Raw genomic sequence first — 23,512 nt, 5'->3', positions numbered from 1 at the left:
AGGTTACTGATGAAAATGAATAATCACGGTAATCCTGATGCCTATGCGCCGTATCCTCTTGGCCGTGTAGCGACAAACGTCAGGCACTCACCCAACCGATCTCATTGTACCCGGCGTCGAAAGACCCAAAGGGAGAAAATAAACAGCGTGACACCGATTACCAGCAAGGCGAGAGCCTCATCCCAGAGAACCGCCAGGCCGGCGCCTTTGAGGAAAATACCGACGATGATATCCATGTAATAACGCAGTGGACTCAGCAGGGAGAGGCTTTGCAGGAAAGGCGGCATGGCTTCTACCGGCGTCAAACTGCCCGACAGGAACATCAGCGGGAAAAGTCCGAAAAAGGAGAGCAGCAACGCCTGCTGAAGGGTCCGGCTGTAGGCGGCAATCAGTACGCCCAGCGCAATCGCACTGAGCAAAAAGATGGCGGTCAGCACCAGAAATAAAAGCAGACTGCCCTGAAGGGGCACATCAAAGACTCTGACAATCACCAAACTCGGAAAGATGGACAGTACGCCCATGATCAGCGTGGGTGTGACCTTGGCCAGGAACAGTTCCAGGGTGGAAATGGGCGTCACCAGCAGCTGCTCGATAGTGCCTCGCTCCTTTTCCCGGACAATAGAGGCGGCCGGGTGAATAACGCCCACCATCATACCGGCCAGAGCAATCATCGATAACACGATAAAACCCGATGTTGTCAGATCGGGGTTATACCAGATACGGATCAGGGGTACCGCGACCCCCTTCTTCCCGGCAGCAGGGAGCGCTTCGCGCTCCTGGCGCTGGACGATCTGCAGAGCATCATTGACGGCATTGGCGGCAATGTTGGAATTGGTGCCGTCCTGGAGCAACTGGAGCTGAGCACTCTTGCCAGCGAGAAGAGCACCTTCGAACCCGGCGGGAACGACCAACACCATGGTGGCATCGCCTTTCTCCAGGAGGTCAGTGGCGGTTGCCACACGGGTTTCCTGAAATTTCAGGTCGAAGGTTTCGCTCACCGCAAATTTCTGGATCAACGAGCGACTCAAGGCGCTGCGATCCTCGTCCACCACCGCCAGGGGCAGGTGGCTTACATCAAAACTGAGCGCAACGGCACAAATGACGACTTCAATGGTGTAAAGCCAAAGTATCAGGGTCAGTATCAACCGGTCACGAAAGAACTGCACGAGCTCCTTGCGCAACAAACCAAATAAGGCAATTCCCATCAGGCCACCTTCTGCTTCATTCGCCAGGCCGCGAAGACAAATACCAGGACCGTATAGACGATCAACATCATCAGATTTGGCAGAACGGCTTCAAGGCCGGCTGATTTCAGTACGATGCCCCGGGAGATTTCCATAAAATAACCGGCAGGGAAAAGCCAGCTATACAGTTGCAGGGCAAGAGGCATGGTGAACAGAGGGAACAGAAAACCGGAAAACAAAAACGACGGCATCAAGGTGACAATCAGCGTTATCAACATGGCCGCCAACTGGGTACGGACCAGGGATGAGACCAACAGGCCGATACCCACCGTGGTCAGCACATAAACGAAAGCGGACGTCAGCAGCAGTATCGGGCTGCCGGCAATGGGGACCTGAAACCAGGCAAACCCCACCACCATGACCATAAGAATCTCCAGGAAAGCCACCAGACCGTAGGGCACCAGCTTGCCGACAACAAACTCGGTTGAGGTGACCGGCGATGCATAGATCTGCTCAATCGTACCGGTCTCTTTCTCACGCACGATCGCCAGGGCGGTCAGCAGGGGTGGGAACGCCATCAGGATCACGGCAAATAACCCGGGGATGACGAAATTGACGCTGCGCAGGGAGGGATTGAACCAGACCCTGGCCTGGACCCGGACGGCGCTCTGACGCGGGGCGGGGAAATTTGCGATTACCGCCTCGGCATAGGCCGATGCCAATCGACCCAGAACAGGATAGCCGCCGTCCACGATCACCTGGACAGGCGCCTCGTCGCCTCTGAGCAGTTGCCGGGCCAAGCCGGCTGGAATCACCACGCCCATGCTGATGGTCGAGCTTTGCAGTGCCGACTCCAGATCGCGGAGATCGGTCGTTTTCTGCTCTAATTGAAAATACCGCGAGCTGTCGAAACGGGCTGACAGGTCGCGGCTTGCCGGCGTGTTGTCCAGATCGTAAATGCCCACGGCAACCTGTTCCACATCCAGATTGACCGCATAGCCGAACAGAAAAAGCATGATCAGCGGCATGATCACGGCCAACGCAATGGTAACCGGGTCGCGAATCAGCTCGCGACTTTCCTTGACGATGAGGGCTCCAAGCCGATGAGCCTTCATGGTCCCAACGCCCGGGAATTGGCCGTTCCCGCCTGTTCTATGGCCGCCGTGAAGAGCATCTCCACCGTGGCGTCGGCTTCGAGGCCGAGCGAATGATTCAGCGATGATCGGCTACCGTGTGCAAGCAGCCGCCCGTCCAGCATTAACGCCAAACGATCACAATAGGCCGCTTCCTCCAGGTAGTGGGTAGTGACCAGCACGGTCATACCGCTGGCGGCCAGCTCACGGATAACCCGCCAGAAACGGTACCGGGCGACGGGATCGACACCCGAGGTGGGCTCATCAAGGAACAAGACCCGGGGCCGGTGAAGCAGGCTGCAGGCCAGCGCCAGACGCTGGCGCAAGGCACTTGAAAGATCACCGGTGAGCTTGTCGGGAATATCTGTCAGCCCCGTTACTTCCCTGGCCCAGTCGATCGCAGCCCGCGCCGCGCCTCCGGCCAGGCCGTAGGCATTGGCAAAGAAGCGGAGATTCTCCCAGGGGGTCAGTTCCAGATAGAGTGAAAACCGTTGTGACATATAACCAATTTGCCGGCGCAATGCGGTGCTACCCCCGCCGGAGCTCACCCCGGCCACCCGGGCGTTGCCCTCATCGATGGCCACCAGCCCGCACAAGGCCCTGATCAGGGTTGTCTTGCCCGCCCCGTTGGGCCCCAGCAACGCAAGCAGTTCGCCAGATGGCGCCTCGAAACTCACCCGGTCAACGGCCTTGAAATGTCCGAAGCGGACGCTCAGGCCGGTGGCCACCAGCCCTTCCTCTTTTCCCCTGTCTTGCCGGGCCAATTCCGGAAACTGCTGCTCGCCGGCCCTCCTGTCCGTCCGCAGCACAAACAGATCCTCGAGCCGGGGCTCGGCCGCCGCCAGGTGGGTTCCCTCGGGCAATAACTCGGCGAGCTGGTTTTCAGCGATGTCCGCGTTCATCACCAGTCGCAGGTGATCCGGCAACCACTGCACTGAATGGACGCTGTCAATTTGAGCCAGGATGCCGGACAACTCCCGCAAGCCTCGTCCGGTATCTCCAGCATTTACAGTGAACACCCTTCCGGCGGCGGGCCTCAGCAGCTCTTCCAGCGACCCATCCGCAAGAACGCGGCCCTGTTCCAGCAGCAGTATCCTGTCGCAGCGCTCCGCCTCGTCCATGTAGGAGGTAGCCACAACCATGGTCAGGCCCTGCGACCGGAAGCGGTCGAGCATGGTCCAGAGATGGCGCCGGGACAGGGGGTCGACGCCGAGCCCCGGTTCGTCAAGGATCAGCAGCTCCGGTTCATGGACCAGATTGGTACATAGCGACAACTTTTTCCGCATGCCACCGGACAGTTTGGCGGCGGGCCTGTCAGTAAAGCGGCCAAGCCCCGACATGGATAGCAACCTTTCTGAACGCTCCCGATAGAGTTCGTCGGGCACATCCCGGATGCGAGCGGCAAAGCTCAGGTTTTCCTTGACGCTGAGTCGATCGTAAAGCGTAAATCCCTGGGACATATAGCCAATCCGGGCAGCAACCTGCTTGGCCTCACGACGGGTATCGAAGCCCAGGACCCGGCATTCCCCCACAGTGGGGTCCAGGATGCCAGCCAACATCTGTAACAGCGTCGTCTTGCCAGCGCCATCAGCACCGACAATGCCCACTCGTTGGCCGCGATCAACGGAAACATCCAGTGGCTCGATGACAACATTGTCTCCGAATTGGCGGCCAAGGCCTTTGGCGACGATGGGTTCCGGGGAAGACATGACGGCTCAGCGCGCCGGAACCGAGAGGGTCGCTGGCCACTCGGCGTCCGGATCCCAGCGAATCCAGGCATCTGCCGGCATACCCGGTTTCAGAGCATCGGCCGGATTATCCAGCACCAGGGTAACGCCATAGACCATCCGAACTCTCTCGTCGGGCATGTGGACATCGCGGGGGGTGAACTGGGCGAAATCGTCAATCCTGCCGACTTTGGCGGAAAAGTCCCCGGGCAAACCGTCCACGCGGATTCTGGCGGGATCCCCCAAGCTGATCCGGTTGAGGATATCACCGGGGACATAGACCTTGAGTTCGAGCTGCTGCAGATTCACCATCGTGGCCAGCGGCTGGCCGGTATCGACAACCTCTCCCGTCTCCACCGCCCGGATCAGGATGGTTCCGGAGAGCGGCGCGGCAACCTCCGCTTTGTCCAGTTGCGATTCAGCCAGTGCCACCTGCGCCGCCCTTGCAGCCACCTGTTCTTCGGCGGCATCCTTCTGCCGCTGGAGAGACTCAAGTCGGCCCCGGGCCTCACTGACGGCATTTTCCGCCTGATCCAGATCACTCGAGCTGGCCAGATTGCGGGACCGCAAGTCCCGGATCCGCTGCCGTTGTTTCTCGGCATTCTTGAGATGATGACGCCAGGTGGTGATTTGGCTGTCGAAGCCGTCACGGACTTCCCGCGCCGAGGCCAGCTCGGCCTGTGCCGAGCGCAGGCGGTCTCTGGCATCGGCGGGGTCGATCACGGCTACCGTGTCGCCAGCCGAAACCTTGCTGCCTTCCGCGAGATGGTGCTCGATGACCCGACCGGCCACTTCGGCCGCGATCCGCACTTCCCGCCCCTCGATATGGCCATTGCCATAGACGATTCCCTGCGGCAAGGGCTCTTCCCCAAACAGAACAAAAACCCCATAAGAACCGCCGGCGAGCACCAACACCGCTATCAGAGACCAGAGCCAGGATTGGGATTTCACCAAACACTCCTTATGACATTACTGTTCAGGTTGGAGCCGGGATCAGGGCCACTGCCTCTCACTCCAGCCAATGAGATCGCCCACTCTAGCACTCGGCAGCCGCCGCGACCAAGGTCGTTGCCGGATCTTAAGCGGCTCATTCAGGTCGCCCTCGAAGATGGCCGTCAGGGCATCGTCAAAGACGCAAAATGGATTGGTAGCCTGCCACATCCACCTCAAACCGGGTGTTCTGACGCAAGTGATCCCTCAGCGCCTCCAGCGCCTCCGGATCACCGTGGATCAGGTTGATCGGCGTTTCGGGGGCCAGGTCACTCTGAGCAAGCCACTGTTCAATCTCTGCGAAATCCCCGTGCCCGGAAAGCCCACTCAACACTTCCAATCTGGCTTTGACAGGAAACCAGTCACCGTGGATCTTGATCCTTTCCGCTCCGCCAATCATCTTGGCCCCTCGTGTTCCCCCGGCCTGATAGCCGGCGAAAATAACAGTTGTGCGGTGCTGGCCCAGGAGGCGCTTGAAATGATGAAGTATGCGTCCACCTGTTGCCATGCCACTGCCGGCAATAATTACGTGGGGGTATGCCTGGCCAGCCAGCGCCTTGGAGTCCTGAACACTGCGACTGTAATGAACGGTGCTACACATTTCGTGGCACTCGGAACTGCTCAATCGGTGCTGATCCTCGTAGCGGCAGTAAATCTCGGAAACATCGATTGCCATGGGACTATCGAGGTAAATTGGAAGCACTGGAATTCGCCCCGCCTTCATCAGGGTAGTGAACATATGCTGTAAAACCTGCGCCCTGCCCACAGCAAAGGCCGGAATCAATATATTGCCCCCTTTGTCGACGGTTTCATTAACGATGTCTGCCAACTGCGACAACGGGTCCGCATCGTCGTGGCGACGATTGCCATACGTTGACTCCAGCATCAGCATGTCCAGAGCTGGCAGAGGCGCAGGTGGCCTCATGAAAATATCGTTGAGGCGCCCAACATCGCCGGAAAAACCGATGCGTTTACCTTCCGTCTCAATAATGATGCAGGCAGCACCGAGAATGTGCCCAACCGGCCGAAGATGGAAGCGTATATCACCGAGCTGGACTTCTTCGTAAAAGTCTACCGGCTGAAACAACTCCATACAGGCGTCCGCATCATCCTGGTCATACAGAGGCTCCGGAGTTTCATGTTTACTCAGTTTATGGCGGCCGAGGTAATGCGCCTCCTCTTCCTGGAGATGGCCGCTATCAGCCAGCAGTATTTCACTCAAATCACGGGTAGCGTGGTGGGTATAAACCGCCCCTCGAAACCCCTGCTTGTACAACACAGGTATATAGCCCGAGTGATCCAGGTGGGCGTGGGTCAGAAGCACTGCGTCCAGTGATTCTATATCCAGCGGCAATGGCTGCCGGTTGCGCTTTCTCAGCCACTTGTAACCCTGGAACAAACCACAATCAACCAGAACCCGCGTCTCCCCCGCTTCAATCAGGAACTTGGATCCGGTAACCGTCTCTGCGCCACCAAGGAATGTAATATTCATCGACTCTTACTCCTGTCCTGATTGAGAAAATGCCTGATCGGTGGCGCCAGCAACTCACTGACATCAATACCGTTGGTACTGTGTGGAATGGTGTTGGTGGTCACCAGAGACTGTAAACCCGCAGCCAAAAGATACTGATCCGAAGCCTCGGCAAAGATGCCGTGCACCGCAGCACAGAGAATAGCCTCCATACCCTGCTCCTCGAGGCTGTCAAGCAGGCGGACCAATGTCGGATTCTCGATGGTCATCAAATGGGCTAACTCCCGCTGGGTCAATCCTCCACCACCACGCTGCAGGCAGACCATGGTGAACCATCGAGCCTGGGTAACCCCAAGGTCTTTCAAGCGCTCATCCAGTAAACTTGCGCCAGCGCCTTGCCACCCGAGCACTGGTGAAAGGAAACTGATCTCGAGGGATTTGTGGGTCCATATCGCTGTCCTGCTATTGCTGACTCAGTAACAGTAAATCGTAAGCTAATCATTGAGGCCAACATAAGTCACACATTGATCTGGGATCAGGCTTGCGCCAGATCAATATGCAACATCACGCGGATTCCGAGGCCAGCTAAGGAACTTCTCCTTCCAGTGAGACAGGTAACTCCTCACTTTTTCAGAGACAGGAGGCCTTCAGCGTATTGTCGCCCTGGTAGACACCCTTGCACCGTGACCGGCAACCGGCTTAAAAAAGCTGGCGCCGAGCGCTCCACAACGCTGTAGCATCTTCACTCGAAACCAGCCCGGTCTTCGGCACGACGTCTTCCAGGCAATCCGCATCCGCTAAGGTCAGTCCCCAGTCGGGTAGAGTATGCGGGGTCGACAACAAGGCCAAGTTCCGCTTATCGGCCAGAATGGCATGTACTCGGGAGGTTGGGTGACCAAAAAATCAGTAGTTCAATAGGTTGAGAGTGTTTTTGCGCTATTTTTCGCGTTTGTCTGCCAGCCCTCATATAGAGATACATCTGTACGGCAAAGACGAGGTAGATGGATAAGAACGGCAGAAAAAACCACAACGGCTCGTTGAGATAGTGCTGCATCAAGCGCCAGACTATCATGTTTTCCAGCGCCATACCCATGGGATAAAGCACGATGAAGCCGCTGTAGCGTGCCCAGGCCAGCAAAGGGTTCGCTTTCTCAAGGTAATACAGATACCTCAAGGTATCCGCGCCGACCCAGGCCACGCCCAAAATCACAATCATCCACTGTGGGCCGAGAGGCAGGAATAAAAATAAGAGAACAGATACTGCGATCCGCGCACCGACCTGGATGAGGCTTGGGACAAACGTTGACCCGGTGTTGCCTCTGGCAGCCGACCACACCTCAATCACAGCCAACCCTTGCGACAGGCCGATCGCGGTCACCAAAGCGGAAACGTTAACCGTGCCGGTGACTGATAAGATCAAAACCAGCGAGATCAGTCCCTGCAAACAGAGCTGAACGATGTTGTAGCAATTCATTGCGCTTGGCTGCATGAGATAACCCAGGAACCCTTCCCTCTAATCCAACATAAGATATTCGGCTACCGCCTGGTGTATACATCACCTGTCGGACAGTTGCTGATCCAAATGCACTTGTCCGCAAACTCTGGAACGATGGAGGAGACCAGCGCATTGTCGTCCAGCTTTCCTTCAGCCACGAGTATATCGGTAAGCAGGCCCGTCATCGACTTGGTCATAGACATAGCTCCGTGATTGCCGGCCTCGTCGAGGTATTGACGGGTGCAGACTCGCAGTAAACGATACTGCGCCCAATACGTTTTTACAAAACGACGGCGCGAGACACATCAGCCAATCCTGGAATCAACTCGTATGAACTAGACTCGGGATATGGAATGGGTCCCTCAGTTCATTCACAAAACAGCGAGAACAAAAAATGAAATTCCAGAAAACTTCGCGCAATTGGCTTGCCCTGGCTCTCTCTCTGGGTCTTTCTGCCACCGCTTTTACGGCGCACGCCCACGAAGGCCCGGCTCCGTCTTCATCGGGCCCTGACACTAGCCAACCGAATGGAGGCACCGCGCAGGGAATGCAGCACCACTACTCTCATAAAAATGGTTATCAAGGACACCATGGCAACAGCGCTCACTCGCGCCATCATGGCATGCACAATCAAGGTGGGATGCATCATGGTATGAACGGCTATCAGGGCACGCCTCGTGGCCCTTCGATGGAGCTTGATCTTGACGATGGCCAACTTGAAGAGATTGCTGGGATTGAAAAGGAGCTGCGATCAGATCTTCAGGAACTGAAGGTCCAAAGGTACGAGGAATCGCTCAAGTTACAGGAGCTTTACGCCGAAGATGAGCTCGATGCGGGCGATATCAATGATCAACAGCAAAAGGTTTTCGACGTCATCAAGGAAATAACGGAATTACAGGTTGAAGCCCAACAGGACATTCGCGACCTGTTGACCTCCGAGCAGAGAACTCAGCTTCAGCGTTCAGGTGGCTGGCTCATGTTGAATTGATCTCACTTTTTCAAGCAGAACACTCAGATAATCAACCCGGGGCAGCGTCGCGGGTTGAGAAGTTTCTAACGTCGTCTACGGGTATTTGCATACGTGCAGTAATGGTTTCTGCATACGTCCGTGAAAGCCTCTTTCAAGTACACTAATCATTAGCTTGAACACAATGCATCGACAAACGATGTTTGCCCGCTGCAACTGATCGATGGGAGAAGCCTCTGCAAAACGGAAGCAGGATCCATCGAAAAACCATTGGAGGTTTTCAAACTTATGAACGTCATCCCTGTGATCACCCTATTTGGCGGCTTGGCTGCATTTTTCGCTCTGGCCGTAACACTGAGATACGCCGCCTGCAAAACTCAGGTGGTTGATAAGCAGAACGACAACCAACTCGCTGGCTCATAAAAGCTAGCCACCCGGATTACTGGCAAGCTCTTTAAGCGCTCTCATCGCCTCATCAATGCGATCGCTAGGCACAAACATGTGATCGTGATAGAACCCTGCTATCACGTTAGTGGTAATGCCCCGTTCAGCCAATAGGCTTGTGACGACAGATGTGAGCCCGAGAGCTTCAAGGCTGGAGTGGCCCTCCAGAGTGATGCGACGGAATACTCTGTAGTAGTCCAGGCCTTCGGTCTTGGCCTCATCTAGAGGAATGACCAGGGTAAGGCCTTCCAGTTCGGCAATGCTGACAATGGGCTTGAGGTGTTCCAGTTCACCGTACTTTGCCTTTGGCACCGTGCAGTAGACATAAGTTGTCGAATCCAGTGTTGGCGAGAGCTGCTTGATCAATTCCTGAAGAAATTCGCTTCGCATCATGTTTACTATCCTTTATCGAAAGGTCATGGTCATGGTCATAACAAAAACTTAGCACTTTCTGCAGGCTACCAAAGCAGAATACTCGTTTTTCCTCCCCATTAACTTTTTCAGGGCACCGTTAAGCTTGGCGGCATGCTGATTCAGGGCAATATCGTCAAATACGGTTGGAAAGCCGGCGCTCCGATGATTCAGACGCTCACTGGAGCGCTTTTTCCACCGCCTCCAGAAAGCCAATCATATCCACCACTTGTTCAGACTCCGGATCAACGGTTTTTCCTTTCAGATCGGCAGTAACGATGCCGCTGTCCACCGTGTCGGTTAATGCCGCTTTCAATTGAACGGCGTATTGGCTCAAAGGCTCGTTGCCTTCCCGCTCACCCAGGGTTTCCAGAGCGTTGCCCAGCGCAAAAATCAGGGCCGACGGGTTGAAATGAGCTACCTTACCGTCGCTCTCGAGATACTTCAGGTAAAGATCATGGGCGGTGCCATGGGGTGCCTCGAACAGCATGGTTCCGTCTTTGCTCTCGATGATTGAACTGGCCGTCGCCAGGCTTCCCCCGAGAGCGGCGGAAATGTCCGAGAAGATATCGCCGTCGAGGTTCTGGGAGGGATAAAGCGCATTTCTCGGTGGATCCGTGATCATCTTTTTAAGCTGGCTGGACGGCCGCATGATCATGAACGAGGGCGGCGGTGTATGCTCGCTGGCCAGTTCCCTGCGCACTTCGGTAATGACCTCGCTGTAGACTTCGTCGTACTCCATGTACTCGCGCTTGAGACCAAAATACACCTCTTTGTCCTTGCGGGAGGCATCCCGGAAGACTTGCAGAACCCAGTCCTTGATGGCTTCCCGGTCATTGGACATGAGCAGCATCGGGTCGCCTTTCCTGACCCGGCGGGCATGCTTCTCGTCACCGTCGACGATCACCTTGAGAATGCCATCCTCCTTGGCCGCCATGTTGAAGCTACCATACTGGTCGCCGCCCCCAGCGCTCATCCGTGAGATGGACACATGAGCCCCGCGGCCTGGAATGCCGAATTCCTTGAGTTGGTTCACCAGCTTGAGCAGCTTTCGCCCGGTGGTATTATCCGGCACACCCCAGAGCGCACGCTCCGGCGGATTGGAAACAATGCGGGCTGCCTGGGCATCAATCAGTTCGTAGTAGTAATTCAGCCCCAGGTCTTCAATCTGCTTCTTGTAGTCACTGTGATAGATGTCCTCGATCACCGAGCGCATGGCCCCATCGTAGCCGGGGATCACCGTATCCTTGAGGCCGAGGTATACGTCTCGTTTTTCTGCGATTGCACGCTGGAAAAAGCGATGCGCCCAGGCTTTCACATCCTCGATGTCATTCGTCGCAAGCAGCCACGGATCGCCTTTGCGAATCTCTCGCCGATGAAGCTCTACCGGGTCGCCGCTGCTGCCCACAAACATCAGCTTGACCACGCCGGTTGCCAGGGAAAGCTGGTTAAAGCTGTCCTTGATGCCGCCGAATTCCATGGTATCCACCTCAATGTCACGCCCGACCCACTGGGGGCGGCGGATGTTGAGGTTGCGGAACTGGATATCCTCGCGGGTAATATTGCCACTGATGCCCTTGCGGATCGCACCATTGGGGGACTTGGTCGCCAGCGGGTGCAGATTTTCGCCATCCACATCCGGGTGTTTCCTGAGCAAGTCCTCCAACTGCTGGCGGTTTACCGTCATGCCAGCGTTCTTTACACCCACTCCGTGGCGTTGGAGCGAATCGATGGCATCAATAACCACCTGGCCATTGGTCAGCAGCCGGTTTTCCGCAGACAGATCGATTTCCTCAAGCTGAATATCAAGCCGTGAGCTCACAAACTTCTTGAGAATGTGTTCAAACGCAACCTGAGCCATCTCGTCGCCGTGAAGGATTACAAGGGGCGAGGTCACACTGATTCTACTGTCCATGAAAATCTCCCTGCTGTTTGTTGGCCTGGTCAGTCCTGCTGCGATGCCGACTGCTTGATCCCTAGCCGTTCATTGACGGCATCCCGGATCTCCCGGTAACGCTCGGGATTTTTCGCCAGGAAATCCAGATTGTCCTCGGGGAATATCTCTTTTTTCTTTTTGCCGGCTTCCTCACTGGTAAAAATAGACGGCAAAAGCTGTTCAAGGCAACGTAGCATGACTTCCGGCGATACCGACGCACCAGGCGATGCACCCAGGAGCGTGCCGTAGGTCTTGTCTTTCGAGACGAGGATCTCTGTACCCATTTGCAGATCTCCATCGCGGATGATCTGAACCCGCTGCCCGGCCTCAACCGCTTTCCAGTTGAACTTCTTGCTCATGCCCGGTGCGAAACTGTCCAGCTCCTCGAACATGCTCTTTTCACCCTTGAAGGTCTCTGAAACCAGATATTTGACCAACGGGAAGTGCTCAATGGCGACATTCAGCAAGCTCGGGATATCGTGGAGGCGCATGGATCGGAGGTAGTCCAGGAACCCCCGGCCCCTCTCCAGCACCGGTTTAAACGAGGCAAAAGGACCAAACAGAAGATAATACCTATCATCCGAAACCCGCAGGTCCAGATGGGGAACGGACATCGGAGGCGCACCCACTTTCGCCTTTCCGTAAGTTTTCGCTCTGTACTGCTCGGCCTGTTCGGCGGTGATCTCGGCCTGCAGGAACCGTCCGCCGACGGGAAAACCGGTGAAGCGGCGCGCGAAAGGCAAGTGACTCTTTTTCAGGATCGGGAAGGCACCGCCGCCGGCACCGACGAAAAGAACGTCGGCCTTGTAGCGGCGATCAACGCCCCTGCTCTGGGTTTCCACAAGCCAGCTTCCGGCGGGGCTGCGATGCACTCGCTTGACGTGCGTCCCGTATTCAATTTTCACCCCAAGATCGTCAACAGCATGCTTGGCCATTTGCTCTGTGAGGGCGCCAAAGTTGACGTCCGTGCCCGTCTCGATAACGGTCGCCGCCATTTTCTCGTGTCTGGGCCGCTCCTCCATGGTGTATGGAATCCAGCTCTTGATCTCGTCGAAATCCTCGGAGTAACGCATCTGTTCGAAGAAATGGTGGGACGACATCTCATTGAACCGGAGCTTCAGTTCCTGAATAGACGGCTCGGAGACGATGGTGCAGTGCTTGGTCTGGTTGATAAACGATTTGGGGTCTTTGATGGCCCCTTTCTGGATCAGGTACGCCCAGAACTGCTTGGCCACATTGAACTGAGCGTGAATCTTCACCGCCTTTTCGACTGAAATAACCTCTTCGTCCACCGGCGTATAGTTCAGCTCACAATTCGCCTCGTGCCCGGTTCCGGCGTTATTGAACACCCAGGAGTTGCCTGCCCCGGGGCCGTCCAGTCTTTCGAGAATGGTGATATCCAGTTCCGGTGCCAGTTCTTTCGCGAGGGTCGCGAAAGTTGTGCCCATGATCCCTGCGCCAATGATGATTACGTTCATTAAAACCTACCCACGTGAGTCGAATGTCTGAACAAGGTTGGAAAAGTGTGTGTATTGACGGTAGCACGCTTCGGCAGACACGGAAAACGCGTGCCGAGCGTTCATTAACAAAGGAAATTTCTGAACAGAAGGGTCTACCCCTGTTTCGCAGTTTACGTTAAGGTAAACATGAACTGGCGGGAATCACACCAGATTTCGCCAGGCTGTCTACAATGACATTAACTACACTCCCACAAGGAGTGTTTGTTCCTCAGGCCACTACCCCAGGAAGAGGATTATGACAACAACAAAGTCCAAAGTTGTGTATTCCCCAGTGTTTACCGACGGTGCGGAGTTCCGGATTCCCACCTTCAAGCTCCTGAAACAGGACGGCAAGCTCTACAAGAGCGCCAAAGCTCCTGATCTCGACAAAGACAAGGCCCTCCGTATATACCGGGCCATGGTCACTACCCGAATTCTTGACGAGCGAATGCTTGCTGCCCAACGGCAGGGCCGCTTGAGCTTTTACATGCAGTGCACGGGCGAAGAAGCTGCCGTGATCGGCAGTGCCGCAGCACTGGATGATGGCGACATGATCATGGCGCAGTACCGGGAGCAAGGTGCCCTGGCCTACCGCGGCTTTACCATTGATGAATTCATGAACCAGTTGTTCGGCAACGAGATGGACTATGGCAAGGGCCGCCAGATGCCGGTCCACTATGGCTCGAAGAAGCTGAACTACATGACCATTTCCTCGCCGCTGGCCACCCAGATTCCCCAGGCCGCAGGCTATGCCTATGGTCAGAAACTGCGAGGCGAAGGCCTCTGCACGGTTACCTATTTTGGTGAAGGCGCCGCCTCCGAAGGCGACTTTCATGCTGCCCTGAACATGGCTGCGGTTCATCGGGTACCGGTGATCTTCCTGTGCCGCAACAACGGGTATGCCATTTCTACGCCGGCCGCCGAACAGTTTGCTGCCGACGGCGTTGCACCCCGGGCCTACGGCTACAAGATGGACGTGATCCGGGTGGATGGGAACGACATTCTTGCGATGTATCAGGCCACGCAGGAGGCCCGAAAGCTCGCCGTGGAACACAACCGCCCCGTATTGATTGAGGCCATGAGTTATCGCCTGGCTGCCCACTCCTCCTCCGACGATCCATCCGGCTACCGGAGCAAGGATGAAGAAGCCGTGTGGCGCGAGAAAGATCCGATTCTGCGTATGCGCCTCTGGCTGGAAAGCAAGAAATGGTGGAGCGAGGACGACGAAAAGCAGCTCCAGGAAAACATGCGCCGGGAAGTGCTCGAAACCATGAAGCGAGCCCAGAAACGGCCACCACCGCCGCTTGAATCATTGGTGAGCGATGTCTACGACGAGGTGCCACCTGCCCTGGCTGAGCAGTTCGACAAACTAAAGGCGCATATCCGCCGGTACCCGGACGAATACCCGAAGAGTGCCGAACACGCCAAGGGAGGGGCCTGAGATGACCAAGATGAATATGCTCCAGGCCATCAACAATGCCCTCGACACCGCAATGGCGGAAAACGAGCGAGTGCTGTGTTTCGGTGAGGATGTCGGCGTCTTTGGCGGTGTTTTCCGTGCCACCAGCAACCTGCAACAGAAATACGGCAAGGCCCGCTGCTTCAACACGCCTCTAGTAGAGCAAGGCATCATCGGGTTTGCCAACGGCCTTGCGGCCCAAGGGTCGGTGCCGGTGGCCGAGATCCAGTTTGCCGACTATATCTTCCCGGCATTCGATCAGATCGTGAACGAATCCGCCAAGTTCCGCTATCGTTCAGGCAACCTGTTCGACGTGGGTGGGCTGACCATTCGCGCGCCTTACGGCGGCGGCATTGCCGGCGGCCTGTATCACTCACAATCACCGGAAGCCTACTTTGCCCACACCCCGGGTTTGAAAATCGTGGTGCCGCGCAACCCGCATCAGGCCAAAGGGCTGTTGCTCGCAGCTATCCACGATCCCAACCCTACCCTGTTCTTCGAGCCCAAGCGCCTGTACCGGGCCTCGGTGGGTGAGGTGCCAGATGAAGACTACCGCCTGCCTCTGGGCGAGGCCGAAGTCACCAAGGAAGGCACGGATGTAACGATTCTGGGCTGGGGCGCCCAGATGGAAGTGATTGATCAGGCCGTGGAACGGGCCGAGAAAGATGGCATTTCCTGCGAAGTCATCGACCTCAGGACGATTCTGCCCTGGGATGTGGAAACCGTGGCCAACTCCGTGTTCAAGACCGGACGGCTGGTGGTCACCCACGAAGCTCCCCTGACCGGCGGATTCGCCGGTGAAATCGCCGCCACCATTCAGGAGCGCTGCTTCCTGTATCTGGAGTCTCCGATCGCACGGGTAACCGGGATGGACACCCCCTTCCCGCTGGTGCTGGAAAAAGAGCACCTGCCCAACCACCTGAAGGTCTATGAGGCCATCAGGGCGAGCGTTGAATTCTAGGCTGATATCAGGACAGGAGAGTGACTATGAGTGATTTTATACTGCCCGATATCGGCGAAGGTATCGTGGAATGTGAACTGGTCAAATGGCTGGTTAGCGAAGGCGATGTGATTGAAGAAGATCAACCGGTCGCCGAGGTAATGACGGACAAGGCCCTGGTGGAGATTCCGGCACCCTACAAAGGCCGCGTGACACGCCTCTACTACAAGGAAGGCGACATCGCCAAAGTCCATGCCCCGCTGTTCGAGCTGGTGGATGAAAGCGAAAGCAGTGGCCAGGCGCCGGCGGCCAGTCCTCCGGAACCTGGCGAAGCAAAGCCGGCCTCCGGCGCCGAATCGGACGATAACGCCACCGAAGACTTTATCCTGCCGGATATCGGCGAAGGTATCGTTGAGTGCGAGGTGGTGGAGTGGCGCGTTGCCGAAGGTGACGAAATCGAGGAAGACCAGCCTGTTGTGGACGTTATGACCGACAAGGCGATGGTCGAAATTACCGCACCCAAAGCCGGGCGCGTGACCAAGCTTTACCATCAACAGCAGGCTATGGCCAAAGTTCATGCCCCGCTGTTTGCGTTCATTCCCCGGGATCGTGAAGAGCCGGAGGAAGCTAAAGCCAAACCGGAGCCCGCGGCTCAACTCTCAACCGCGACAGCCTCGCCTGTCGCTACGGCCAGCCGACAGCGTATTCCGGCCAGCCCTGCCGTTCGCCGCCTGGTTCGGGAGCATGAACTTAACCTCGTGGATATCCAGGGATCGGGCAAGGACGGCCGCGTACTGAAAGCCGATGTACTGGCGCATATCGAGGAAGGCCCGAAACAGGCCCACGTCCAGGCCCAGAACCAGGCTCCCGCCGACGATGCGCAAACGGCCACCGCTGGCAGTGCCCGCAGGGCGCCTGCCGCCGATCAGGAAGCGCGAGTCGAACCCATCCGCGGAATAAAAGCTGCGATGGCGAAAAGCATGGTCAAATCGGCCACCACCATTCCTCACTTTATCTACAGCGAGGATATTGATGTCACCGATCTGCTCAAGCTGCGGGAACAACTGAAACCGGAGGCAGAAGCGCGGGGCTCAAGACTGACGCTCATGCCCTTCTTCATGAAGGCCATGGCCCTGGCGGTTCAGGAATTCCCGGTACTCAACAGCCAGCTCAACGATGACGTCACGGAGATTCACTACCTGCCCCAGTGCAATATCGGTATGGCGGTGGATGGCAAAGCCGGCCTGACGGTGCCGAACATCAAAGGCGTGGAAAGCCTCTCGTTGTTGGGCATTGCCGACGAGGTTGCGCGCCTGACCGAGGCAGCCCGATCTGGCCGCGTCAGCCAGGAAGACCTCAAGGGCGGCACCATTACGATCTCCAACATTGGCGCATTGGGCGGAACTTACACCGCGCCAATTATCAACGCGCCGGAAGTGGCCATCGTTGCCCTTGGGCGCACCCAGAAACTGCCCCGGTTTGACGCCAACGGCCAGGTGGTGGAGCGCGCCATCATGACCGTGAGCTGGGCCGGCGACCATCGCATTATCGACGGCGGCACCATCGCCCGGTTCTGCAACCGCTGGAAGGGCTACCTCGAATCGCCCCAAACCATGCTCCTGCATATGGGCTGACGTTTCATCATGGCGCAGAAGACGCAACTGCAGCAGTTCTACATACCCGAAGAGCAGTCGATCTACCTGCTCAGCCATGATGATGCCAAAAAGCTCAAAGACTGGGTGGCGCTCTGCGCCGCCCAGCTCCGCCAACTCGGCTACCAGAACATAGAGCTGATTGGCAAGGGTGCTTACGGCTTTGTATTCTCAGGCCGTCTGCCCGGCACCGCAGCCGGGGGCCCGGAACATGTTTTCAAATTCACCCGCATCAACCTGCCTCGGCATCTTCAGGACCGGCTTGAAGATGAAGCCTACATTCTGGAGCAGGTCCGCCATCCCAGGGTGCCACGGCTGATTTCCTACCAAAGAGCCAATAACCAGCCGATTCTGGTGATGGAGCGTGCTGCCGGATTAAATCTGGAAGAGGTTTCCCTGCGTGATGGTCGTCTGAAACCACGGCTCATCATGCGCATCGCGGACCAGCTGGCCGACACCCTGCGAAACCTTCGCCGTGAAAATGGACCGGCCGGCAGGCCAATCGTTCATGGCGATATCAAACCTTCCAATCTGGTCTTCGACGCCAGCACCGAAAACATTGCCCTGATTGACTGGGGCTCCTCCGTGTTTGCCCAGCTGGACGCCAACCAGCAGTTCATCACCGCCAACGTGATGGAGCTGATGTCTGACAACCTCCAGCAAACAAACGCACGGCTCGGGGATGTCTATTTTATTGGCGAGGAACAGCTCAACGGCGGGCTGTCGTCTCCCCGTTTCGATGAACAGGGGGCAGCCGGCACGCTCTATGCCCTGGCGTCAGCCCAATCCTGCCGCTTTGGCCATCGGGCCATCCCGGCCACCTCACTGGGCCTGCCCATGGAATTCGCGCGCATGCTGGATGGCATGCTGTCACCGGATCCGGACACTCGCCGCAAGGCCGGCGATTACTATCTGACAGAGATGCCGCGTATGGCCCGCACGGTGATGATTGATCTGCCGGAAACCCCGGTCGCGGCCCAGGTACCCGTGTGGGTGCGTGCCTCTGACCAGGAAATTGACACCGTGGTTTACAGCTCGCGTAAATCCTTTCTCAGGGAGGAAGGCGCACCGGAAACCCTCAACGACGTCAATGACGTACAGCTGGACCGCTACTACAAGAATTTCATGCAGGGCATGGGCGAAACCGAAAAGGCGTTTCTGGCAGCCGTGAGCCGGCTCGGGCGCTACCCGGTGGAAGGTGGACTGGCCGTGCGCTGGGAAACCGATGGCATCTACATCGACACTTCCCTGAATCTGCACGATCCTGCCTTGAAGTCGGCGTTTGTGCAGGCCGTCAACAATATGGTTTTCCTGGCCCAGGCCATTTACCGCAAGGGGATTTTCAAAAGCTGTCTGTTCAACGCCCGCAATACCTTGCACGTTGATCGCGATGAACCAACCCACCCCTTTGTTGTATCACCCGATATGAAATTGCACTACGAGGTAAGCCCCGCGCCTGAGGTTGAAGACGAAAGCCGGGTCCACTCTTACTTCGAGGACGGCCCGGACCCGGAGGAATTCCTGGTGTTACCCGACACCATTATTCACGCCCTCGAAGAACTCAACGCTATTCACCACACTGGCATGATCATCTTCGAAGCCCTGCCCCGCCATCTTAAAATCCACAGCCACTATCGGCTACTTGATCCGGACCGGGAACAGGAGTTCCGCCGATTGTTGGACGTAATCCTGTCATCGGTGGAGCAGATTACCGGCCTGGGCGTTTCCGGGTTCATGAAGATGCCCTACAAGGACACCCGCTTCTTCCCTCACATCGAACGCCTCCCTGAGCGGTATTACCCACGCAATCCAAGGACCGAGATCGCGTAAACCTCGGCCCAGACTCGCTTTTCCATGTCCGATTTTTCGGACGCAATTGTCCGGCAAATCAAACACATTCAGCCCAGCACGCCGCCAACTGTCCAGTACACCGGACACTTCACGCTAAAAACGGGAAAGCAAACCCTCCATATCATTAAAAAACTCTTATTTTCAGTGAGTTGGCTAACTGGCACGGTTTCTGTATTCAAGCCGGTCACAATTATAAAAACTGCCTGAAGAACAAATCGTTAAGTATTCGGTTTTTCAACCTTGCTCGGACAATAATAAGGAACAACTATGCGTTTACTCTTCCTGGCTCTTTTGCTGGTCAGTCCCCTGTGTTTTGGCAAAACCGTCGTCGTCATCCAGAGTTACCACCTCGAGTACAAATGGGACGCGGACTATATCGACGCGGTCCGGTCCGTGCTCGGGCAGGATCACGACCTTCACGTGTTCGAACTCGACACCAAGCGCCTGTCGAAACCGGAATGGCCACAGAAAGTGGCTGAAATCCAGAGCAAAATTGCAAACGTTAATCCCGACGTTGCCATTCTGGGTGATGACAACGCCTTTACGTTGATGGCTGACCACCTGGTCGCCCAAAAGATTCCCGTGGTCTTTCTTGGTGTGAATGGTGGCCCCGTTCAGCACCCTACCCTTGAACACCCGCTGGTCACTGGCATCCTCGAACGCCCGTTCTTCTCCGAGAGTATCCGTCACCTGAGAAAGATACTCCGGCAGAAAGAGCGTTTCCTGGTTCTGATGGATGACTCACCTACCATGCGTAATGCGGTGAACGAATACTTTGGTGACAAGCGCCAGGCCACGATCTACGGTTCCGAACTGGACATCGTTCTGACCAACGACAGGGACACCTGGTTGGACACGGTCGTAAATGCCCACGAACGTTATGATGCTGTTGTGTTGGGCACCCACCACACCATCCGTGACAAAGATGGCGAGTACGTCATACCCTACGATCTGCTGAAGGAAGCATTTTATCGGGCTCAGCTCCCACTGTTTTCATTCTGGGATATCTTTGTTGGCGAAGAACAAAGCATCGGCGGATTCACTATCTCGGCCAAACAAGAGGGGCTCACCGCAGCCAGGCTGGCCTCGTTGATCCTCAATGGCATGAGACCCGATCAGATACCGCAGCTTAAATCCCTAAGTGGGCATTACGTGTACAGTGCGAGCGGCCTTGAACACTGGAATCTTGATCTCTCCCCCATGATTGCGAGCCAGGCCAACTTTGTCGAGTAACCGGGGCGCCGCTCAACCAGAGACGGCTGCGCCCAAATGAAACACCGGCCTTAAGGCTTCAGGTTTCAGTAGCGCTGCCGATAATCACTAAAACAACTTACTGAAGGATGACGTTTTGGCTTCCTCTGTCCTCTCATCTATAGAGCGTAAATTGGGTGTCCCAGGGAAACTGTTGATTGCGCCGGTATTCATTCTTTTGCTCTTTGCCTCGGTAACTTTTTTCAGTGTTTATGAATTCCAGGAACTAGACCGTCGAATGAACACCGTCGCCAGGGACTTGGCACCGGACACCTCTATTGGGACCGAATCGGTCATCAGCGTCTATCGGATGCGCCTGCGTGTTTTCGACTATTTCACCACTGGCGATGAAGAAACCCTTGCCCACTTCGGCGAGCTAGAAGCCGAGTTCAATGAGGTGATGGCGAGAGCGCAGGAGAACATCCAGGACCCTGGTGCGGCCAAACTGGTGGATCGGATCAAGACCACCACCGATGAATACATCAAGGCATTCCGGAACGAGCTGGTTCCGGCCAAACGCCAGGTCCTGAAAATTATCAAGGATGAGCTGGACGTATACGGTCCAAATGCCACCAAGGCATTGCGGATGGCCCTTAACGGGGTTGCCAACAGGGAACCCGAAAGCGATTTGAGGGCCGGCCTCGAGCAACTGCTGAACGATGCCATGGTCATGCAATTGACCGCCCAACGCTACCTGACCAACGGCGATGAGGATTCCCGCAAGGCTCTCGGTTGGGCCATCGAAGACCTGACCGATGCACTGGAGCTGCTGCAACCTGAAAATGGCCCGGACTTTGTGCAGGTGTACATGCAAACCGTTGTCGAAGAGCTGGCAAACTATCAGGCTGCAGTTCAGAGAATGGTGGAACAGCAGAATATCGTCGTCAGCGTCAAGGCAGACCGACTCGATGTACTCGGGCCCGAAATCGCCCGCATGGCGCGCGAGTTGGAGGCCAGTATTTTCGCGTCTCTCGAGATGGAAGCGGATGAGGCAACGGCTGCCACTGATCTTGCACTCAAATTCACGCTCATCGCATTTGTGGCTTCTGCGGTTCTCGGATTGATCGTTGCGGTATTGATGAGTCGCTTGATGGGCTCAAGCGTGAAGCGTGCGAAAACAGAAATTCTGGGCTACCTCGACGACATCGCCAACAATAACGGCGACTTGTCCACCAGGCTGACCCCGGGTCGCCCAGACGAAATCGGTGACTTCATCGACGCAGTCAACACCTTCCTGCAAACGCTCGAGGAAACGATTTCCCGAATTGTGACGGCGTCTCGCCAACTGACAGGCGAGTCCGAATCACTCTCCGGCATCACAGAGCGTACAACTGCCAATTCGGAGCAACAGCGCGACCAGATCACGCAGGTGTCTGCCGCCATGCAGGAAATGGTCTCCACCTCCGAAGAGATCGCCTCGAACACCAGCGAAACTGACGAATCGGCCCGCAAGGCCTCATCGCTTGCGGATTCGGGACAAGAAACCGTTGGCTCTGCCATTCGGGCGGTTACCAACCTGGCCAATCAGGTTGAAAAGGGGTCTAACCGGATCCAACAACTGGAGAACGAATCGGCCGAAATCGGCAATGTGCTGGCTGTTATCCAGAGCATTGCTGAGCAAACGAACCTTCTGGCGCTCAATGCCGCCATTGAGGCGGCTCGAGCCGGTGACGCCGGGCGGGGATTTGCCGTGGTTGCCGATGAAGTTCGAGGACTGGCCAAGCGCGTTCAGGAATCAACCGTCGATATCGAGCGGATTGTGTCCCAGCTCCAGAGTGGCGCGGCCGGCGCAGTAGTGGACATGAGCAAGGCCAAGCAGATGGCCGAAGAGGCCAGCGAGGAGGCAAGCAAGTCGGGCGAGGCTTTGACGGACATTCTCGCGGCGGTTAACAGCATTGTTGAAATGACCACCCAGATTGCAAGCGCGACCGAGCAGCAGAGAGCGACCGCCGCGGAGATGACCCAGAACGTGGAAATAAGCAGTGGCGCAATTGAGGAACTGGCCGGAGACATTTCCCAGGTGAATCACTCAAGCCGCTCTCTGGCGAACATGGCTGATGAATTGAATACGCTCGTGCGACGCTTCAGGGCCAGTGAATCCTGAACAGACAATGGTTGCAGATGTTAACCAATTCACGAGAGCGCAGATGATTACCTGATACCTTTGGGTTTCAAGTTACACAATGTAACCGGAAACGGACTGCCCGGAGGTATCCCGCCATGACGCGCTCTCAATCACCCAAGAGGCAAGGCGTTCGCGGCCCTGTCATTGCCATGCTGACAGCGGCTGCCTGCCTCGGCACTGCCCAAGCCGCCGAACCCGAAAAAGTCATTTTCGCCGCCGAAAATGCTCTTTACGGTGCCGGTCATGACATCGGACGCGCGGATGGCTGGATTGATGAGCAACTCCGAGCTGCCATACGCGCCTATCAAGCTCAAAATGGGCTCCAAACCAACGGCAACCTGGATACGGCAACACTGAAAGCGCTCGGCGTGACCAAAACATCCAGCGCAACCATCACTGCAAATTCAGTCGGCAGTCGAAAGGCGTCATTGGCACAGCTCGGTTTGTCCCTCCCCGAGCCCGCGCCCAATACCCCGACCATTGCCAGGGCTGAACCAAAGCCTTCGCCAGAACCTACCCCGGCCCCCATTCAAAAATCTTCCGAACAGGGCGAGCCAACAACTTCGCTCGATGCCGAACCTGATGAAAACCAGATAGATACTGAGGGAACTTCGAAAAAACCTGAAGTGAAGGCACAAGAAAAAGTGGCGGAAGCAGCCCCGACAACACCCGAACCGGTAGCTTCAGAGCCCCCTGCTCCCATTTCAGCTCCAGCTCCCGTGCCGGAACCTGCGGTCGCCGAGGAAACTTCACCAGAAGCCACCAAAGAACCAGCCCCGGTGCTGGCCCAGCTCCCTTCAGAGCCCACCAGTGCGGGCCCTACCGAACCGAAAGCAACGGAAATGAAGAAAGCCCAGCCAGTCGAAGGAGAAAACACTGCATCGAAAAATTCCGCGGTTGCCGATAATTCTCAGAGCACCGGCGGCGGGTTTTTCAGCGTCTTGTTCGATTTCTTTTTTGGCTGGCTGGTCTGAGCG

General features: G+C 56.3%; 18 protein-coding genes and 1 pseudogene. 8 read left to right on the top strand and 11 right to left on the bottom strand.

What is annotated here, in order from left to right:
- Window positions 1-101: 101 nt before the first annotated feature.
- The 8 genes and pseudogenes from ACP86_RS20870 to ACP86_RS22830 all read right to left on the bottom strand — a co-directional run bounded on the left by ACP86_RS20870 (window position 102) and on the right by ACP86_RS22830 (window position 8,197).
- On the bottom strand, window positions 102-1,205 hold the full coding sequence (locus ACP86_RS20870) for an ABC transporter permease (RefSeq protein WP_008172526.1): 1,104 nt from the start codon (window positions 1,203-1,205) through the stop codon (window positions 102-104).
- Window positions 1,205-2,299: an ABC transporter permease gene (locus ACP86_RS20865; RefSeq protein WP_008172528.1), complete on the bottom strand. Its 1,095-nt coding sequence runs from the start codon at window positions 2,297-2,299 to the stop codon at window positions 1,205-1,207. The genes ACP86_RS20870 and ACP86_RS20865 overlap by 1 nt, the downstream gene beginning before the upstream one ends.
- Window positions 2,296-4,026 (bottom strand): ATP-binding cassette domain-containing protein, encoded by a 1,731-nt coding sequence (locus tag ACP86_RS20860; protein ID WP_008172530.1) that lies wholly within the window; start codon window positions 4,024-4,026, stop codon window positions 2,296-2,298. The genes ACP86_RS20865 and ACP86_RS20860 overlap by 4 nt, the downstream gene beginning before the upstream one ends.
- Before the next feature lie 6 nt (window positions 4,027-4,032).
- Window positions 4,033-4,995, bottom strand: a complete 963-nt coding sequence (locus ACP86_RS20855) for an HlyD family secretion protein (protein ID WP_008172531.1) — start codon at window positions 4,993-4,995, stop codon at window positions 4,033-4,035.
- Between the two features lie 175 nt (window positions 4,996-5,170).
- A complete protein-coding gene (locus ACP86_RS20850) occupies window positions 5,171-6,526 on the bottom strand; it encodes an MBL fold metallo-hydrolase RNA specificity domain-containing protein (RefSeq protein WP_008171124.1) in 1,356 nt (451 codons plus the stop codon).
- Between the two features lie 188 nt (window positions 6,527-6,714).
- Window positions 6,715-6,955, bottom strand: a pseudogene (locus ACP86_RS23630) (MarR family transcriptional regulator); the annotation flags it as partial.
- A 406-nt stretch (window positions 6,956-7,361) separates the two neighbouring features.
- Complete coding sequence (locus ACP86_RS20840; RefSeq protein WP_008171127.1) at window positions 7,362-7,994, bottom strand: protein tyrosine phosphatase-like domain-containing protein; 633 nt, start codon at window positions 7,992-7,994, stop codon at window positions 7,362-7,364.
- A 47-nt stretch (window positions 7,995-8,041) separates the two neighbouring features.
- On the bottom strand, window positions 8,042-8,197 hold the full coding sequence (locus tag ACP86_RS22830; RefSeq protein ID WP_008171128.1) for a hypothetical protein: 156 nt from the start codon (window positions 8,195-8,197) through the stop codon (window positions 8,042-8,044).
- 197 nt (window positions 8,198-8,394) lie between these two features.
- Between ACP86_RS22830 and ACP86_RS22825 the strand changes: the two genes are divergently transcribed.
- Entirely contained in the window at window positions 8,395-8,988 is a 594-nt protein-coding gene (locus ACP86_RS22825) for a Spy/CpxP family protein refolding chaperone (protein WP_139043662.1), read from the top strand.
- A 405-nt stretch (window positions 8,989-9,393) separates the two neighbouring features.
- On the opposite strand, the gene ACP86_RS20830 is transcribed toward ACP86_RS22825, so the two are convergent.
- The 3 genes from ACP86_RS20830 to ACP86_RS20820 all read right to left on the bottom strand — a co-directional run bounded on the left by ACP86_RS20830 (window position 9,394) and on the right by ACP86_RS20820 (window position 13,236).
- Entirely contained in the window at window positions 9,394-9,804 is a 411-nt protein-coding gene (locus tag ACP86_RS20830) for an ACT domain-containing protein (protein WP_008171134.1), read from the bottom strand.
- A 196-nt stretch (window positions 9,805-10,000) separates the two neighbouring features.
- On the bottom strand, window positions 10,001-11,737 hold the full coding sequence (locus tag ACP86_RS20825; protein WP_008171135.1) for an isocitrate/isopropylmalate family dehydrogenase: 1,737 nt from the start codon (window positions 11,735-11,737) through the stop codon (window positions 10,001-10,003).
- A 29-nt stretch (window positions 11,738-11,766) separates the two neighbouring features.
- Window positions 11,767-13,236: a malate:quinone oxidoreductase gene (locus ACP86_RS20820; RefSeq protein ID WP_008171136.1), complete on the bottom strand. Its 1,470-nt coding sequence runs from the start codon at window positions 13,234-13,236 to the stop codon at window positions 11,767-11,769.
- Window positions 13,237-13,513: 277 nt separating this feature from the next.
- Here ACP86_RS20820 and ACP86_RS20815 point away from each other — a divergent pair, with 277 nt between their 5' ends.
- The 7 genes from ACP86_RS20815 (at window position 13,514) to ACP86_RS20785 (ending at window position 23,509) form a co-directional block, all read left to right on the top strand.
- Window positions 13,514-14,698 (top strand): thiamine pyrophosphate-dependent dehydrogenase E1 component subunit alpha, encoded by a 1,185-nt coding sequence (locus tag ACP86_RS20815; RefSeq protein WP_008171137.1) that lies wholly within the window; start codon window positions 13,514-13,516, stop codon window positions 14,696-14,698.
- A 1-nt stretch (window position 14,699) separates the two neighbouring features.
- Window positions 14,700-15,677 carry an alpha-ketoacid dehydrogenase subunit beta gene (locus tag ACP86_RS20810; RefSeq protein WP_008171138.1) on the top strand — a complete coding sequence of 326 codons (978 nt, stop codon included), beginning with the start codon at window positions 14,700-14,702 and terminating at the stop codon, window positions 15,675-15,677.
- Window positions 15,678-15,703: 26 nt separating this feature from the next.
- Entirely contained in the window at window positions 15,704-17,290 is a 1,587-nt protein-coding gene (locus tag ACP86_RS20805; protein WP_053115306.1) for a dihydrolipoyllysine-residue acetyltransferase, read from the top strand.
- Between the two features lie 9 nt (window positions 17,291-17,299).
- Window positions 17,300-19,138 carry a protein kinase domain-containing protein gene (locus ACP86_RS20800; protein ID WP_053115305.1) on the top strand — a complete coding sequence of 613 codons (1,839 nt, stop codon included), beginning with the start codon at window positions 17,300-17,302 and terminating at the stop codon, window positions 19,136-19,138.
- Window positions 19,139-19,426: 288 nt separating this feature from the next.
- The gene (locus ACP86_RS20795) at window positions 19,427-20,392 is read left to right on the top strand and encodes an ABC transporter substrate-binding protein (protein ID WP_008171143.1); all 966 of its coding nucleotides are present in this window, start codon (window positions 19,427-19,429) and stop codon (window positions 20,390-20,392) included.
- Window positions 20,393-20,648: 256 nt separating this feature from the next.
- Complete coding sequence (locus tag ACP86_RS20790) at window positions 20,649-22,514, top strand: methyl-accepting chemotaxis protein (protein ID WP_227507773.1); 1,866 nt, start codon at window positions 20,649-20,651, stop codon at window positions 22,512-22,514.
- 116 nt (window positions 22,515-22,630) lie between these two features.
- On the top strand, window positions 22,631-23,509 hold the full coding sequence (locus ACP86_RS20785) for a peptidoglycan-binding protein (protein ID WP_227507772.1): 879 nt from the start codon (window positions 22,631-22,633) through the stop codon (window positions 23,507-23,509).
- Window positions 23,510-23,512: the final 3 nt, after the last annotated feature.

This window comes from Marinobacter sp. CP1, from assembly GCF_001266795.1.
Lineage (GTDB): Bacteria > Pseudomonadota > Gammaproteobacteria > Pseudomonadales > Oleiphilaceae > Marinobacter > Marinobacter flavimaris.
This window is presented reverse-complemented; position numbering and strand designations above follow the sequence as displayed.